7 protein-coding genes are annotated in these 17,019 nt (G+C 76.2%); 6 read left to right on the top strand and 1 reads right to left on the bottom strand.

All coding sequences use genetic code 11. The annotated features are described in order from the left end of the window. Positions 1-551: 551 nt before the first annotated feature. From WN71_RS28045 to WN71_RS28020, 6 genes are read left to right on the top strand one after another with little or no spacing between them, the layout of a single operon-like run. Complete coding sequence (locus tag WN71_RS28045) at positions 552-7,637, top strand: type I polyketide synthase (protein ID WP_046588778.1); 7,086 nt, start codon at positions 552-554, stop codon at positions 7,635-7,637. A gap of 32 nt (positions 7,638-7,669) precedes the next feature. Next, complete coding sequence (locus WN71_RS28040; RefSeq protein ID WP_046588780.1) at positions 7,670-12,397, top strand: type I polyketide synthase; 4,728 nt, start codon at positions 7,670-7,672, stop codon at positions 12,395-12,397. Then, a complete protein-coding gene (locus WN71_RS28035) occupies positions 12,394-12,732 on the top strand; it encodes an acyl carrier protein (protein ID WP_046588782.1) in 339 nt (112 codons plus the stop codon). The genes WN71_RS28040 and WN71_RS28035 overlap by 4 nt, the downstream gene beginning before the upstream one ends. A gap of 3 nt (positions 12,733-12,735) precedes the next feature. Further along, a complete protein-coding gene (locus WN71_RS28030) occupies positions 12,736-13,557 on the top strand; it encodes an alpha/beta fold hydrolase (RefSeq protein WP_046588785.1) in 822 nt (273 codons plus the stop codon). After that, complete coding sequence (locus WN71_RS28025) at positions 13,554-14,750, top strand: glycosyltransferase (protein ID WP_046588787.1); 1,197 nt, start codon at positions 13,554-13,556, stop codon at positions 14,748-14,750. The genes WN71_RS28030 and WN71_RS28025 overlap by 4 nt, the downstream gene beginning before the upstream one ends. After that, positions 14,747-15,835, top strand: coding sequence for a class I SAM-dependent methyltransferase (locus WN71_RS28020; protein WP_046588789.1), 1,089 nt, complete (start codon positions 14,747-14,749; stop codon positions 15,833-15,835). The genes WN71_RS28025 and WN71_RS28020 overlap by 4 nt, the downstream gene beginning before the upstream one ends. 94 nt (positions 15,836-15,929) lie before the next feature. On the opposite strand, the gene WN71_RS28015 is transcribed toward WN71_RS28020, so the two are convergent. Continuing rightward, the gene (locus WN71_RS28015; protein WP_046588790.1) at positions 15,930-17,009 is read right to left on the bottom strand and encodes an Ldh family oxidoreductase; all 1,080 of its coding nucleotides are present in this window, start codon (positions 17,007-17,009) and stop codon (positions 15,930-15,932) included. Positions 17,010-17,019 lie beyond the last annotated feature (10 nt).

The following is a 17,019-nucleotide window of genomic DNA, read 5'->3' as shown; positions in this document are numbered from 1 at the left end:
CCCCGCTCGGCGCGCCGCCACGGCCTTCGCCCTCTTTCGATCAAGAGTTTCCCACGGCCGCGGAAATAACCCGGGTATTTCACCCCCGTGAACCGGCGTGAATTCCGCGTGTCCAGAAGTTTGTCGCATCCGGCCGGTCCGATCCGCGACTCCTGCCCCCGCGTCTTCGCGAGAGTCACGATCCGTTCCGGACAATCTGACCGACACCGGCCCCCGCACCCGGGTTCCGGCACGCCTTCGGCCGTGTTTCGACGACATGAGGCACGAGTGAATTCGAGGGAGATGACCGGGATCTCCGCATGTCGGGGCGGACCCGCCGATCCCGGCCCGCGCGGCACCTGACGGCAATTGCGCGCTTTTTCGATGCCTGGCCCCGCGGCCCGCGACTGACCGGATCGATGCCCTTTCATCGCACCGGGTCGGGGCGTCGTTGACCCGCGAGTAATACCGCGACTAGCTTTCTGCCGGTTTCAAGCAATCAGCTCGAATGGCGGCCTATTCGTCGTTGTCCCACCCCCCACCGTGCAGTTCTGCCGTTGATTCGGAGAATCATGACGTCCGCTGTGCGCACCGAGGACATGATCATTGGCATCACCCCGTTCGGCGAACCCGATGCCCGGCTCGCGGCGGCCGTCGGCGCCGCCGGCGGACTGGGCGTGCTCGACCTGGGCGACGGGGACCGAAGATCCCGCGAGGAACTCGCGCGGCTGCGCGCCCTGACAGCGCGCCCGTACGGCGTCCGGATCGGCCCACGCTGCCGCACCGACCCCGCCGACCTCGACGCCGGGCCCGCCCGGGGCCGCCCGCCGCACACCGTGCTGCTGGGCGCGGGCGCGCCCTGGCGGGCCGGCGCGGTCGCCGCCCGCCATCGGGTGCTCGTGGAGGTCACGGACCTCGACGAGGCGCGGGCGGCGATCCGGGCCGGCGCGGACGGTCTGATCGCCCGGGGCCGCGAGTGCGGCGGCCGGATCGGGGAGCTGGGCACGTTCGTCCTGCTCCAACTGCTGCTCGGCGCGCCCGACGTGGACGTGCCGGTGTGGGCGTGCGGCGGGATCGGGCCGCACACGGCCGCCGCCGCGATCACCGGCGGCGCGGCCGGTGTCGTCCTGGAGGGACAGCTCGCGCTGCTGACCGAATCGGGCCTGCCGGAGTCCGCCGCCGGGGCGCTGCGCGCGCTGGACGGCTCGGAGACGGTGGTGGTCGGCGGGCACCGGGTGCTGCTGCGGCGCGGCCCGGACGCGCCGCGGCCCCCGGCCGAGGACCCCGAGGCGGTCGCGGCCCTGCTCGGCGCGCGCGATCCGGACACCCAGCTGCTGCCGGTCGGTCAGGACGGCTTCCTCGCCGCCCGGTTCGCGGACCGCTGGGGCGACACCCGCCGCACGGTCCGGGCGTTGAAGGACGCCGTGCGCGGGGCCGCCGCCGCGTCCTCGGACGCCGACGGCCCCGTCCGCGCCCTCGGCCCCGACTCCCCGATGAGCCGGGCCCTCGGAACCCGGCTGCCGGTGGCGCAGGGGCCGATGACCCGGGTGAGCGACCGGGCCGCGTTCGCCGCCGCCGTGGCCGAGGAGGGCGGGCTGCCGTTTCTCGCGCTGGCCCTGGCGGACGGCAAGCGGACCCGGGAGATGCTGACCCGCACCCGCGCCGCGGCGGACGGCCGCCCGTGGGGCGTCGGGGTGCTCGGCTTCGCCCCCGAGGACGTGCGCGGCGCCCAGCTGGAGGCCGTACGGGAGATCCGGCCCACGCACGCGATCATCGCGGGGGGACGCCCCGCCCAGGCAAGGACACTGGAGCAGGCCGGGATCCACACCTTCCTGCACGTGCCCTCGCCCGGGTTGCTGCGGCAGTTCCTCCAGGCGGGCGCAAGGCGGTTCGTCCTCGAGGGCTCGGAGTGCGGCGGGCATGTCGGACCGCGCGCCTCCTTCCCGCTGTGGGAGGCCCAACTGGCCGTCCTGGAGGACTTCCTGGCCGACGCGGACGCGGGGACGGCGGGCGCCCTGGAGATCTTCTTCGCGGGCGGTGTGCACGACGAGCGCTCCGCGGCGATGGTGGCCGCGCTCACCTGGCCGCTCACCGCGCGCGGCGCCCGCGTCGGCCTTCTCATGGGCACCGCCTACCTGTTCACCGAGGAGGCCGTGGCACACGGCGCGATCCGGCCGGTGTTCCAGCGCCAGGTGCTGGCCGCCGACCGGACCACCCTGCTGGAGACCGCCCCCGGCCACGCCACCCGCTGCGTACCGAGCCCGTTCACCGCCGAATTCGGCGCGCGCAAGGCACAGTTGAGCAAGGCGGGCACGGCGGACCGGCAGCTGTGGGAGGAGCTGGAACGGCTCAATGTCGGACGGCTGCGCATCGCCGGCAAGGGGCTCGACCGCGACGCCGACGGAGCGCTGACCGCCGTCGACGAGCGACGCCAGCTCGCCGAGGGGCTGTTCATGGCGGGCGAGGTGGCCGTGCTGCGCTCGGCCACCACCACCATCGACGCCCTGCACCGCGCGGTCACCGAGGGCGCGGCGGAGTTCCTCACCGCCCGCGCGGCCGCACTGCGCGGCCCGCTCGGCATCGGGGAGGCCGCCGTGGACGAGCCGCCCGCACCGCTCGACATCGCTGTCGTGGGCATGGCCTGCATGTTCCCCGGCTCGCCGGACCTCGCGGCCTTCTGGGCCAACGTGCTCTCCGGCCGCGACTGCGTGACCGAGGTGCCGCCCGACCGCTGGGACCCCGCGCTGCACCACGGCGAGAACGGGGTCACCCCGTCCACATGGGGCGGCTTCCTGCCGCGCATCCCCTTCGACCCGCTGCGCTACGGCATCCCGCCCGCCTCGCTCGGCAGCATCGAACCCGTCCAGCTGCTCGCCCTCGAAGCGGCCCGGCGGGCGCTGGAGCACGCCGGGTACGGCGACGGGGACCGCCCGTTCGACCGCTCCCGCGCCTCCGTCGTCTTCGGCGCGGAGGCGGGCAGCGACCTGTCGAACGCGGCCACCCTGCGTGCCGTGCTGCCGTCGTACTACGGCCGGGTGCCCGAGGGACTCGCGGACCAACTGCCCCGGCTCACCGAGGACTCCTTCCCCGGGATGCTCTCCAACGTCATCTCGGGACGCATCGCCAACCGGCTCGACCTCGGCGGCGCCAACTACACCGTCGACGCCGCCTGCGCGTCCTCGCTGGCCGCGCTCGACGCCGCCTGCAAGGAACTCACCGCCAGGACCAGCGACATGGCGCTGTGCGGCGGCGCCGATCTGCACAACGGCATCAACGACTACGTGCTCTTCTCCTCGGTGCACGCCCTGTCCCCCACCGGACGCTCCCGCGCCTTCGACGACTCCGCCGACGGCATCGCCCTCGGGGAAGGGGTCGCCTGCGTGGTCCTCAAGCGGCTCGCGGACGCCGAGCGCGACGGCGATCGGATCTACGGCGTCGTCAAGGGACTGGGCAGCTCCAGCGACGGCCGCTCCCTGGGCCTGACGGCGCCCCGTCCCGAGGGCCAGCGCGCCGCCCTGGAACGGGCCTACCGCAACGCGGGCGTCTCCCCGGCCGACGTGGGGCTCGTCGAGGCGCACGGCACCGGGACCGTCGTCGGCGACCGCACCGAACTGACGGTGCTCAGCGAGGTGTTCGACGCCGCCGGGGCGGCCACCGGCGGTTGCGTGCTCGGCTCGGTCAAGTCGCAGATCGGGCACACCAAGTGCGCGGCGGGGCTGGCCGGCCTGATCAAGGCCGTCCTGGCGCTGCACACCGGCGTCCTGCCGCCCACGCTGCATCTGCGGCGGCCCAACTCCGCCTGGCGGGCCGACGACAGTCCCTTCGCCTTCCGTACCCGGGCCAGCCCCTGGCCGGCACCGGCGGGCGAACGCCTCGCCGGGCTCAGCGCGTTCGGGTTCGGCGGCACCAACTTCCACGCGGTGCTCGCCGCCCACGAGGACACGCTGCCGCCCGCGCAGGGCCTGGACGCCTGGCCCGCGGAGCTGTTCCTCTTCCGCGGCAAGGACCCGGCGGCCGTACGGCGCACCGCCGCCGAGATCCTGGAGGCGGCGGAGGCCGCCGCCGCGGGCACCCGGCCCTGGCGGCTGCGCGACCTGGCGCTGAGCGCCGCGCGCCGGGCCGACACCGGGCGGGGTCCGGTACGGGCGGCGGTCGTGGCCGCCGACGTGGACGGCCTGATCGCGGGCGTCCGCAAGGTCCTGGCCGGGGAGCGGGACCCGGCGGCGGGGGTGCATCTCGCGGCGGACGACGCCGACGCCGCCGGCGGAGACGGCCGGATCGCCTTCCTCTTCCCCGGCCAGGGCAGCCAGCGCCCCGGGATGCTCGCCGACCTCCTCGTCGCCCTCCCCGACCTCCAGCACCACCTGCGCCTCGGCCGTGCGTACGCCGCCCCGCTCCACCCGCCCGCCGCCTTCGACGACGCCGGACGCGAGCGGCAGCGGGCCGCGCTGACGGACACCCGCGTCGCCCAGCCCGCCCTCGGCATCGCCGGGCTCGCCGCGCACGCGCTGCTCACGACGGCCGGGGTCCGCCCGGACATGGCGGCCGGGCACAGCTACGGCGAACTCGTCGCGCTCTGCGCCGCCGGGGCGATCGACGCCGCGGCCCTCCTCGACCTGAGCACCGCGCGGGCTCAGGCCATCCTGGCCGCGGCCGGGGACGACCCCGGCACCATGGCCGCCGTCGCGGCCGGCGCCGACGACGTCGAACGGGCCCTGCGCACCGCGCGGGCGCCCGCCTCCGTCGTGGTGGCCAACCGCAACTCCCCCGAACAGACGGTGATCTCCGGACCCACCGAGGACGTCACCACCGCGGTCCGGCTGCTGCGCGCGGCCGGCCACAGCGCCCAGCGCATCCCCGTCGCCTGCGCCTTCCACAGCCCGGTGGTGGCCGCCGCCGGCGCCCGTTTCGCCGAGGTGCTCGCCGAAACACCCGTCCTGGAGCCCGAGTTCACGGTCTGGTCCAACCGCACGGCCGCCCCGTACGACCCCACTCCGGCGGCCGTACGGGCCGAACTCGCCGCCCAGATCGGCGCGCCCGTGTCGTTCGCCGCCGAGATCGAGGCCATGTACGAGGCCGGGGCGCGCGTCTTCGTCGAGGCCGGACCCGGGTCGGTGCTCACCCGGCTGGTCGGCCGGATCCTCGGCGACCGGCCGCACCACGCGGTGGCCTGCGAGCCGACCCCGGACAGCGGCCTGCGGGGCTGGCTCGACGCGCTCGCCCGGCTGGCCGTCGCCGGGGCGCCGGTGCGCACGGGGCGGCTGCTGCGCGGCCGCGACGCCGTCGACGCGCTCACCGCCCCGCTGCCGCCGCGGCCGGGCTGGACCGTGGACGGGCATCTGGTCCGCACCGCCGCCGGAGACCTGCTGCCCGGTGCCCTCGCACCGGCCCGACGCGTCGTGGAGACGACTGTGCCGACGAACCCCCAGACCGGCGTCCCCGCCGAACAGGACGCGCTCATCGCCGACTTCCTGCGCACCAGCCGGGAGATGGTCGCCGCCCAGCGCGACGTCCTGCTCACCTACCTGGGCGCGACACCCGGCGACCGGCCGGCGGCCCCGGTCGGCCCGGCGGCAGTGCCCGAACCGGTGGTCGCGACCGAACCGGCCGTCGCCGCGCGCCCGCAGCTCACGGCCGCCCCGCAGCCGGTTCCGGCGGCCGCATCGGCCCCTGCGGCCGACGGCCCGGCCGCGCGGGCCGACGTACGGCAGGCCGTCCTGCAGATCATCAGTGAACGCACCGGCTACCCGGTGGACATGATCGAACCCGACCTGGACCTCGAGGCGGACCTCAGCATCGACTCGATCAAGCGGGCCGAGATCGCCGGTGAACTGGCGCACCGCCTGGGCCTGGTGGCGGGTGCGGGTGCCGCCTCCGCCCTGGACGACGCCGAGTTGGAGGAACTGGCGAAGGCCCGCACGGCGGCGTCCGTGGCCGACTGGCTCCTGGCACGCCTTCCCGGTGCGGCGGAACCGCCCACCGGCCCCGAGCCGTCACCGGCGTCCGCCGCGGACGGGACGGCGGACTCGACCGCGCCCCTGGCCGCGGCCCCGCCCTCGGCGACCGGAAGTGACTCCGCCGCCGTCGTCGGCGGCGAAGCCCCCACCCGTCTCGCCCTGCGTCCGGTGCCCCTGCCCGGCCCCGACGGGGAGCTGCTCGCCGACCCGTCGCGGGTCCTCTCCGGCAAGCGCTTCGTCGTCCTCGGCGCGAGCGACTCCCGGACGCCGGCCGGGCCCGGGACCACGGCCGGATCCGGGACCACGGCGCCTGACATCACGCCCGCCGTCGCCGCCGAACTGACCGCCGTACTCACCTCCCACGGCGCCGAAGTGATCCCCGCGCCCGCCGGCCGGCTGCCCGCCGCGGCGGACGGCGCGCTCGACGGCGTACTCGACGGCGTCATCGATCTGGCCCCGCTCGCGCCCGACGGACCGCCGGTCCTGCCGGACGGGTTCGCCGTGCTGCGCGACGCCCTGGCCCGCGGACCGCGCTGGCTGCTGGCCGCGCGGCGCCCGCGGGACGTCCGCTCGGCCGGGCTGCACGGGCTGTTCCGGACCGTCGCCCGCGAGTACCCGGGGGTCGTGGCCCGCGTCGTCGACCTGCCCGCCGACACCGCCGCCCGCAGCGCGGCCGAGGCTCTGGTCGAGGAACTCCTGTCGCCCGACGCGGCTCCCGTCGTACTGCGCACGGCGTCGGTCCGGGGCGGCTACGAGCTGGTCCCGGACCCGCTGGGCGCCCTGGGCACCACGGGTGCCGGACCCGGCGGCGACGGCGCCGCCGAGGCCGCCGCGCTCGGCCTGGACCGCGACTCCGTGGTCCTGCTGGTCGGCGGCGCCCGCGGCATCACCGCCCGGTTCGCCGCCGCCCTCGCCGCGGCCTGCCGCTGCCGTATCGAACTCGTCGGCAGGACACCCGCGCCCGCCGGCCCGGAGGACCCGGGGATCGCGGCCGCCCGGACCCCGGCCGAGGTGCGCGCCGTGCTCGCGGCCCGCTCGACAGGGGCCCCGAGCGCGGCCGAGGTCGGCCGGGAGGCCGAACTCCTGCTCGCCCAGCGGGAGATCGCGGCGACCATCGCCGAACTCACCGCGCTCGGCAGCCGGGTGGGCTACCGCGCGGTGGACTTCCGCGACCACGACGCCGCTCTCCAGACGGTCAAGGAGATCCACGCGGAACACGGCCGACTGGACGGCGTCGTCTACGCGGCCGGGGTGATCGAGGACCGGCTCCTCGCCGAGAAGACCCCCGAGTCCTTCCGGCGGGTCTACGACACCAAGACCGCCGGCGCCGCGACCCTCCTGGCGGCGCTGGAGGAACTCCCGGGCGGCCCGGCCTTCGTCGTACTGTTCGGCAGCGTCAGCGCCGTCCTCGGCAACCGGGGGCAGGCCGACTACGCCGCCGCCAACGACGCGCTGGAGACGCTGGGCGCCGACTGGGCCGCCCGCACCGGCCACCGGGCGCTCACCGTGCACTGGGGCCCCTGGGCCCCGGCCGCGGGCCACACCGGCATGGTCGGACCCGAACTCGCCCGCGCCTACGCGCGCCGCGGCGTCGCGCTGATCGATCCCGAGGAGGGCACCGCCGCGCTGCTGCGCGAACTCGCCTGGGGCGACCCGTCGGTCCGCGCGGTCGTCCAGACCTGCTCGGGCCGGCGACCGTGACGGCCCGTCAGACACCGGTCGCCGTCGTCGGGATGGCGGCGCTGCTGCCCGGCGCGGGCGACCTGGACCGGTACTGGCACAATCTGCGCGACGGCGTCGACGCCGTCGGGGACGTGCCGGACGGCCGCTGGGACGCCGCCTACTACCGGCCCGGCGCGCACACCGGACCGGCGGCCCCGGACGAGGTGTACTGCCGCAGGGGCGGCTTCGTCGACGGTCTCGCGCGGATCGACCCGACCCGGTTCGGGATCATGCCCAACACGGTGGCGGGCACCGAACCCGACCAGCTGATCGCCCTCGACGTGGCCGCCGCCGCGATCGCCGACGCGGGCGGCCCGGACCGGCTGCCCGACCGCGCCCGGGTCGGCGTGGTGCTGGGCCGGGGCGGCTATCTCACCCCCGGCCTGGTCCGGCTCGACCAACGGGTGCGCACGGCCCATCAGCTCGTACGCACCCTCGGGGAGCTGCTGCCCGACCTCCCGGACACGCAACTGGACCGCGTACGCGAGGCGTTCACCGCGCGACTCGGGCCCGACCGGCCCGAGTCGGCCATCGGCCTGGTGCCCAGCCTCGCCGCGTCCCGGGTCGCGAACCGGCTCGATCTGGGCGGCCCCGCCTACACGGTGGACGCGGCGTGCGCGTCGTCCCTCGTCGCCGTCGACCAGGCGATCGGCGAACTCGCCTCCGGCCGCTGCGACGTGATGCTCGCCGGGGGCGTCCACCACTGCCACGACATCACCCTGTGGAGCGTCTTCTCCCAACTGCGCGCCCTCTCCCCCAGTCAGCGCAGCCGCCCCTTCCACCGGGACGCCGACGGCATCCTCATCGGCGAGGGCACCGGTGTGGTCGTCCTCAAGCGGCTGGCCGACGCGGAACGGGACGGGGACCGGATCTACGCCGTCGTGCGCGGCACCGGGGTGGCGAGCGACGGCCGGGCCGCCGGGCCCGCCACCCCCGACCCGGGCGGTCAGGCGCGCGCGGTCCGGGCGGCCTGGCGGGCGGCCGGCCTCGATCCCGCGCAGCCCGGCTCGATCGGGCTGCTGGAGGCACACGGCACCGCGACACCCGCCGGGGACACGGCGGAACTCGCCACCCTCGCCGACGTGTTCGGAGCCGGGACCGGAGAGCCGGACGCGGTGATCGGGTCGGTGAAGTCGATGATCGGGCACGCGATGCCGGCGGCCGGGGTGGCCGGTCTGATCAAGGCCGCCCTCGCCCTGCACCACGCCACCCTGTTGCCGACCCTGCACTGCGACGACCCGCATCCCGCGCTCGCCGCGACCCGGTTCCGCCCGCTCGCGACGGCGCGGCCCTGGGAGACCACCGGTGCGCGGCTCGTGCGCCGGGCCGCCGTGAACGCCTTCGGCTTCGGCGGGATCAACGCCCACGTGGTGCTGGAGGAGGCACCGGACCGCGCCGCCGAGTCCCGGAGTGGAAAGGGCCGTGCGCCCGCGGTCGTGGAGGTCGCCGAACCCGAGCGGGTACTGCTGCTCGCGGCGGACGGGCCCGAGGGTCTCGCCCGGTTGCTCGACACCGACGACGCGGGCGTGCTCGCCGCCGGTCTCGACCCGGACCGCGCGGCGCGGGAGGCGGGTCCGGTCCGGCTCGGCGTCGTCGATCCGACCGGGCGGCGGCTGGCCCTCGCACGCCGGGCGGTCGCGCGGGGCGAGGGCTGGCACGGACGCGACGACGTCTGGTTCCGTCCCCGCCCGCTGCTCGGCCCGGGACACGGCGGACTCGTCTTCGTCTTCCCCGGCCTCGAAGCCGACTTCGCCCCGCGGGTCGAGGACGTCGCCGCCCACTTCGGCCTGGCCGCGACGTCCGCGCGCGACGGGCGGGCCGCTCGCGTCGGCGACGTGGGCCGGCACGGCTTCGAGGTCGTCGCGGTCGGCCGGCTCCTCGACCGGGCCCTGCGCCGCATGGGGGTCGTACCCGACGCTGTGGCCGGACACAGCGTCGGCGAGTGGACGGCGATGACCGTGGCCGGGATGTACTCCGGCGACGAGGTCGACGCCTTCATGGCCGGCTTCGACCCGGACTCGGTGTCCCTGCCCGGGCTGGCCTTCGGGGCCGTGGGCGCGTCCGCCGAACGCGTCGTCGCCACCCTGGACGAGGACGGCTGGGCGGCCGCCGGGGTCGTGCTCTCGCACGACAACGCGCCGGGCCAGTCGATGGTGTGCGGGCCGCAGGCGGCGGTCGAGGAGTTCGTGCGGGACTTCCGCGCCCGGGGCGTGCTCAGCCAGGTGCTGCCGTTCCGGTCCGGCTTCCACACGCCGATGCTGGCGCCCTGCCTCGGGCCCATCGAGGAGGCCGCGCGGCGCCTGCGGCTGCGTCCCCCGGCCGTACCGGTGTGGTCCGGCACCACCGCCGCGCCGTTCCCGGCGGACGAGCCGGCCGTGCGTGAGCTGTTCGTACGGCATCTGCTGGAGCCGGTGCGGTTCCGGCAGCTCGTGGAGGCCCTGTACGCGGCCGGGCACCGGGCGTTCGTGCAGTGCGGACCCGGCCGGCTCGGCGGCCTGATCGGCGACACCCTGCGCGGCCGGGACCATCTGGTCGTGCCCGCCAACTCCCCCCATCGCGACGGCCTCGCGCAACTGCGCCGGGTGGCCGCCGCGCTGTGGTCGGCGGGTGCGGATCCCGTCCCGCGCCTCGACGCCGACCGGCCTGCGGACACACCCGCGACGACCGCACCCGCCACGGCGGCGGCACCGGCACCGGCACCGGCACCGGCACCGCGTGGACGGCCGATGCGCCTCGATCTCGACGCGGCGCTGGTCTCCCTCGACGACCGGGTGGCGGCCGGTCTGCGGGCCGGTCTGCGCCCGGCCGACGCCGGGTTGCCACCGGTCGCCCGCACGCGGCCCCTCACCGCGTGGGAGGACCTGGCCGTCCGCCACCCCGTCGCCGCCGAACTGAGCGCCCTGATGCGGGACACGGCGGACACGGCGACCGCCCTGCTCGCCGCACGCGCCCGCCGCACGCCCCTCGACGGGGCAGTGACCCCGGCCGCGGCGCCGACTCGGACTCCGACCGCACCCGCGGCACGGGCGCAGGCGCAGGTACATACGCCCGCGCCCACACCCGCACCCGCGGCAACACCCGGAGCGCCACCCGCCGCTCCTTGGCAGAAGGTGGTGCGCGTCGCGCCCGACTCGATGCCCTACCTCCTCGACCACTGCTTCTTCCCCCAGCGGCCCGGCTGGCCCGACGTGGCCGACCGGTGGCCGGTCGTGCCCGCGACGACGATCGTGGAGCACCTGATGGACGCGGCCGCCGAGGCGGCCCCGGGACTGCTGCCGGTCGCCGTGCACGGCGCGCGGTTCGAGGAGTGGCTGACCGCGACTCCGGCGGTCGACGTCACCGTGACGGCGGTGCCGCGGGGACCGGACCGGCTCGCCGTCTCCTTCGGCCCCCGCGCCCGCGCCGTCGTCGAACTGGCCGCCGCCCTTCCGGCCGAGCGCCCCGAGCGGCTGCCGGTCGACCCCGAATCCGAGCGCGTCCCCGAGCACACCGCCGCCCAGCTCTACGCCGAGCGCTGGATGTTCCACGGCCCGCGCTTCCAGGGCATGACCGAACTCACCGCGATCGGCAACCGGCATGTACGCGGCGTCCTCACCACCCCGCCCGCGCCGGGCGCGCTGCTCGACAACGCGGGACAGCTGCTCGGCTACTGGATCATGGCGACCCGCACCGAGCGGACCGTCGTCTTCCCCGTGCGCATCGGGGAGTTGCGGTTCCACGGCCGCCGTCCCGCCCCGGGCACCGAGGTGGAGTGCGTGATCCGGGTGACCTCGCTGACCGACACGGTCCTGGAGGCCGACATCCAGCTGAGCGTGGCGGGCGAGGTCTGGGCGGACATCCGCGGCTGGCAGGACCGGCGCTTCGACAACGACCCCACGACCCGCCCGGTGGAGCGCTTCCCCGAACGCCACACCCTGTCGAAGGCCCGACCGGGCGGCTGGGCCCTGCTGTTCGAGCGCTGGCCCGATCTCGCCTCCCGCGAGCTGATCATGCGCAACTCGCTCGGCGGCGAGGAGCGGGCCGAGTACGCGGCGCTGCCCCCGCGGGGCCGCAGACAGTGGCTGCTGGGCCGGATCGCCGTCAAGGACGCCGTACGGCAGTGGCTGTGGGACCAGGGTGACGGGCCGGTGTTCCCGGCCGAGATCCGGGTACGCAACGACGCCTCGGGCCGGCCCTTCGTCGTAGGGCTGCACGGGCGTGAACTGCCGCCGCTGGATGTCTCCTTGGCTCATCGGGCGGAGGCGGGGGCGGCGATCGTGCGACCGCGCGCGGACCGTCCCGGCGCCGACCCGACCACCGCCGCCGCGGCCACCGGACCCGGCGCGGGCTCCGGCCTCGGCCCCGGCACCGGTCCCGCCATCGGACCCGGCATCGATCTGGAAGAGGTCGTGCCGCGCACCCCGCAGACCGTGGCGGCGGCGCTCGGCCCGGACGAACTGCGGCTGTTGCGTGCCCTGTCGAAGGAGGGCGGCGGCACGGAGGCGCTGTGGTTCACCCGGTTCTGGGCCGCGAAGGAGGCGGTCGCCAAGGCCGAGGGAACCGGATTCGGCGGCCGGCCACGGGACTTCGCCGTCGCCGGGGCCACCGGCGACGGCACCCTGCTGACCGTGTCGGGCCGCCGCGCCGCCGCGTACACCGTGCACACCGAGCGCGTCGCCAACCCGCCCCTCCTTCCGGCGCGGGACTACGTCGTGGCCTGGACCGAGGGCCACCCGCACGAGGAGGACAGCCACCGATGACCGCCGCCCCCCACCACCGCACCACGACGGACACCCCGCCGCCCGCCACCGAACGGACCGTCCTCGCCGAGGTCACGGACATGCTCCTGACGCTGCTCGACGGGTACGGCACCGACGACGTCGAGATCGGTATGGAGACGACCTTCAACCGGGACCTGGAACTGGAGAGCATCGACCTGGTCGCCCTCGCGGGCCTGCTCCAGGAACGCTACGGCGAGCGGGTCAACCTGGCCGAGTTCGTGGCCGGGATGGAGTTCGACGAGATCATCGACCTGACCGTGGGACGCCTCGTCGGGTACGTCGTGGCGCGGCTCGACGCGGCGGGGGCGAACTGAACCATGGCGACGGTCGACATCGGCGGGCTGCGCCTGCATGTGCAGCGCCTCGGCCCGCCCGGCGGCGCCACCCCGCTCGGCACCGTGGTGCTGGTGCACGGCCTGCTCACCGACAGCCTGGCCAGCTACTACTTCACCGTGGCACCGGCGTTCGCGGCGGCCGGGCTGGACGTGGTGATGTACGACCTGCGCGGGCACGGCCGCAGCGACCGCCCGCGCAGCGGCTACACCCTCGACGACACCATCGACGACCTGGAGGCGCTGCTCGCCCGGCTGGGCGTCACCGGACCCGTGCATCTCGTCGGCAACTCCTACGGCGGCACGGTCGCGTTCGGCTTCGCCGCCCGCCGTCCGCAGCGCGCGGCGACCCTCACCCTGATCGAGTCGGAACCGGCCACCGCGTCGTGGACGGCGAAGATCGCGGAGGCGCTGCGGCAGGTCGTGACGCAGCTCGCGTACGACGAGGCCGCGGCGATCGCCTGGATCACCGCCCACCGTGGGCCCAACACGGCCCGGCTCGCCCGGTCCGCGGCGCGGCTGGCCCGCGAGACGACCCTGGGCGTGGACATCCCGGCCAGCCGGACACTGACGGACACTCAGATACGGTCCGTGCGCTGCCCGGTGCTCGGGATCTACGGCGGTGACTCCGCGCAGGTCGAGACGGTGCCGGCGCAGCGGGCGCTGCTGGCCGACTTCCGCAGCGTGGTCCTGCCGGGGCACGAGCACTCGGTGCTGGTGGAGGCGGGTGCTGCGGTGGGCGGGCGGGTGCTGGACCTGATCCGCTCCACGGGCGCCCTGCCGCGGGAGGGGGCGAGCGTCCGGTGAGCCGATTCCTGTTCGCCGTGCCGCCGTTGGTCGGGCACATCAACCCGGCCGTGGGCGTCGCGGCCGAACTCGCCGCGCGCGGCCACCGGGTGGCGTGGGTGTGCGCCGATCCCGCGCTGGTACGGCGGCTCGCGGGCCCGGGGGCGAGGGTGTTCGGGTGCGCCGGGCGGGTGCTGGGCGCGGGCGGTGCCGAGCGGCCGCCGGACCTGCGCGGGCCGGAGGCGCTGAAGTTCCTCTGGGAGTGGTATCTGCTGCCGCTGGCCGAGGACATGGCGGCGGGTGTGCGGGCGGCCGTCGAGGAGTTCGGGCCCGATGTGGTGGTGGCCGACCAACAGGCCTTCGCCGGGGCGCTGGTGGCCGAACGGCTCGGGGTGCCGTGGGCGACGTCGGCCACCACGTCCGCCGAGTTCGGGGACGCGTTCGACGGGATTCCCCGGGTGGCGGCCTGGCTGGAGGACCGGCTGACCGCGCTGCGCGGCCGGATCGGGGACCCGGCGGGCACTGCGGACCCGCGGTTCTCGCCGCATCTGGTCCTCGTGTTCAGCACCCCCGAACTCGTCGGCCCCACGCGCCGGACGGGGCGGCACATCCGCCATGTCGGGCCCTCGATCGCCCGGCGGCCCGCGGCCGACAACTTTCCCTGGGGGTGGCTGGACCGGGGCCGTGCCAAGGTGCTCGTCACCCTCGGCACCGCCAACGCCGATGTCGGGCGGCGGTTTCTCACCGAGTGCGTCCGTGCGCTGCGCGAACGGGCCGACCGGGTGCAGTCGGTGGTGGTCGACCCGGGCGGCGTCCTGGCCGCCGAACCGCCGGACAAGGACGTGCTGGTGACCGGTTCGGTGCCCCAACTGGCTCTGCTGGAAAGGATGGACGCGGTGGTCTGCCATGCCGGGCACAACACGGTGTGCGAGGCGCTGTGGCACGGTGTGCCGCTGGTCGTGGCGCCGGTCCGCGACGACCAGCCCGTCATCGCCGCCCAGGTCACCGGCGCGGGCGCGGGGGTGCGGGTGCGCTTCGGGCGGGCCACGGCACCCGTGCTCGGACAGGCCGTGGACGCCGTACTGCACGAACCCGGCCACCGCGCCGCCGCCGAGCGGCTCGCCGCCGCGTTCCGCGCCGCGGGCGGGACCGCCGCCGCGGCCGACCACCTCGAACGCCTGGCCACGGGGCCAAGAGACGGGCGGGCACGATGAGCGAGGGCAAGAGAGACCGCCGTGCCGCGCGCGTCGCCGCGCTGCGCCCCCGCTACCTGGCCGATCTCGCCGCAGGGACCGAGCGGTTCTTCGCGCCGCGCCGCTCCGCCTGCCCCTGGTGCGGCGGGGGCCGGCTCACGACCCGGCTGCGCACCACGGACCTGCTCCAGCACAAACCGGGCCACTTCGCGCTCGACCGCTGCCGGGACTGCGGGCACGTCTTCCAGAACCCCCAACTGAACGAGGCGGGGCTGGAGTTCTACTACCGCGACTTCTACGACGGACTCGGCGAGGACCGCACGGGCGCCACCTTCGGGGGCCGCACCGCGATGTACCGGCAGCGGGCCCGGGCGCTGCTGCCGCACGACCCCGAGCCGAAGAAGTGGCTCGACGTGGGCACCGGGCACGGGCACTTCTGCGCGGCGGCCCGCGTGGTGCTGCCCGGCACCGTGTTCGACGGCCTCGACGTCACCGAGGGGGTCGAACTCGCCGAGCGGGAGGGGCGGGTGGACCACGGCCACCGAGGCACCCTGCCCGCGCTCGCGTCGGCACTCTCCGGCGGGTACGACGTGGTGAGCATGTTCCACTGCCTGGAGCACGCCGCCGATCCGGACGCCGAACTGCGCGCCGCGGCGCGGGTGGTGCGGGCCGGGGGGCATCTGGTGATCGAGGTACCGGACCCGGCGAGCCGGTACGCCCGTCTGCTGGGCCGGTGGTGGCTGCCCTGGCTCCAGCCGCAGCACCTGCATCTGATGCCGGTGGCGGGCCTGCGGGCCCGGCTGGAGCGTCTGGGGTTCACGGTGGTGGCGGAGCAGCACGCCGACGCGCACGACCCGGTGGACCTGCTGGCCGCGGTGTGGCTGGCCGTGGACCGGGTCGCGCCGCGCGACGACGTTCCGTGGCGGGCGCAGGCGCCGGCCGCGCCACGTCGGTGGCTGCGCACCGCGCTGGTGCTCGCCGCGGTCCCGGCGATGCTGGTGGCCACCCTGCTGGACCGGTTCGCCGTCCGGCCGGTGGCCGCCCGCCTGGGCCTGTGCAACGCCTACCGGCTGGTGGCCCGCCGCGAGCCGCCGGGGCCGGTCTGACGACGCCCGTCCGCCCGGCTCGGGCGCCGGGGTGGACGGGAAGTCGCCGGCCGTACCCTCGGACGGCCGGCGACGTGCGGGGGTGCGGCCCCCGTCAGCCGGCCGGTACCGGCTCGGGCAGGGCGACGCCCAGGGCGTCGGCCTTCTCCTGGAGGTCGCGCCAGACCTTCGGCGCGACCGGGATGCCCGCGGCGCCGCGGCCCTCGGCGACCGAGGCACTGCGTTCGCCGGGGTAGTACACCCCGTCGGCGCCGTCCGCCGCCGGCAGACCCTTCAGGGTGCCGAGGGTGGCGTCGACCGCCGCGGTGAAGCCCTCCGCGCCGCCGAAGGCCGCCGGGTCCAGCGCGATCAGCAGGGCGTTCTGCCGGTGCTTGCGGCCCCCCGGGTCGTCGGAGTGGAACGCCGAGAAGATCGGCGCGCCGACCAGCACGCTGGTGAGCAGCTCGAACGCGAGGGACATGCCGGAGCCCTTGGCGCCGCCGAGCGGCAGCGGCATGACCGCCAGCTCCGGGTCGGTGGTGGGGGTGCCGTCCTCGGTGGCCGCGGCCCCCTCGGGCAGCGGGGTGCCGCTCGCCTTGGCCTGCCGGATCTTGCCGAGCGCGATCGTCGCGGTGGCCATGTCCAGCAGCAGCGGGGCGTGGCTCTCCGCGGGCACGGCGATGGCGAGCGGGCTGGTGGCGACCGCGGCTCCCTTGACGCCGGTGTAGCCCATGTTGGGCATGCCGGCGACGAACCCGATGCCGACCAGGCCGGCTTCGGCGATCCGGGAGACGTAGTAGCCGATGGCGCCGGTGTGCACGGTCTGCCGTACGCCCACGGAGGCCACGCCGGTGACCTTGGCGCGGCGGACGGCCTCGTCGGCGGCCGCGGTGAGCGCGACCGGGCCGGGGGCGCGGTCGGCGTCGACGACGGCGGCGGCCGGCGTGGTCGACTCGACGGTGATCTCCGGGTCGGCGTTGGCGACGCCCTTGGCGAGCAGGTCCAGGTAGGCGGGGACGCGGGCGATGCCGTGCGAGTCCACGCCGCGCAGCGCGGCCCACACGAACACGTCGGCGGTGGTGCGGGCGTGCTCGGGGCTGAGCCCGCCCTTCTCCAGGAGGGCGGCGGAGAAGGTGCGCAGGTCCTCGGCCGGGACCAGGACCTTGCCCGGCTTGGGCGTTGGGGTGTCGGACATGGTGGCGGGT

The organism is Streptomyces mangrovisoli (genome assembly GCF_000974985.2).
GTDB classification, from domain to species: domain Bacteria; phylum Actinomycetota; class Actinomycetes; order Streptomycetales; family Streptomycetaceae; genus Streptomyces; species Streptomyces mangrovisoli.
This window is presented reverse-complemented; position numbering and strand designations above follow the sequence as displayed.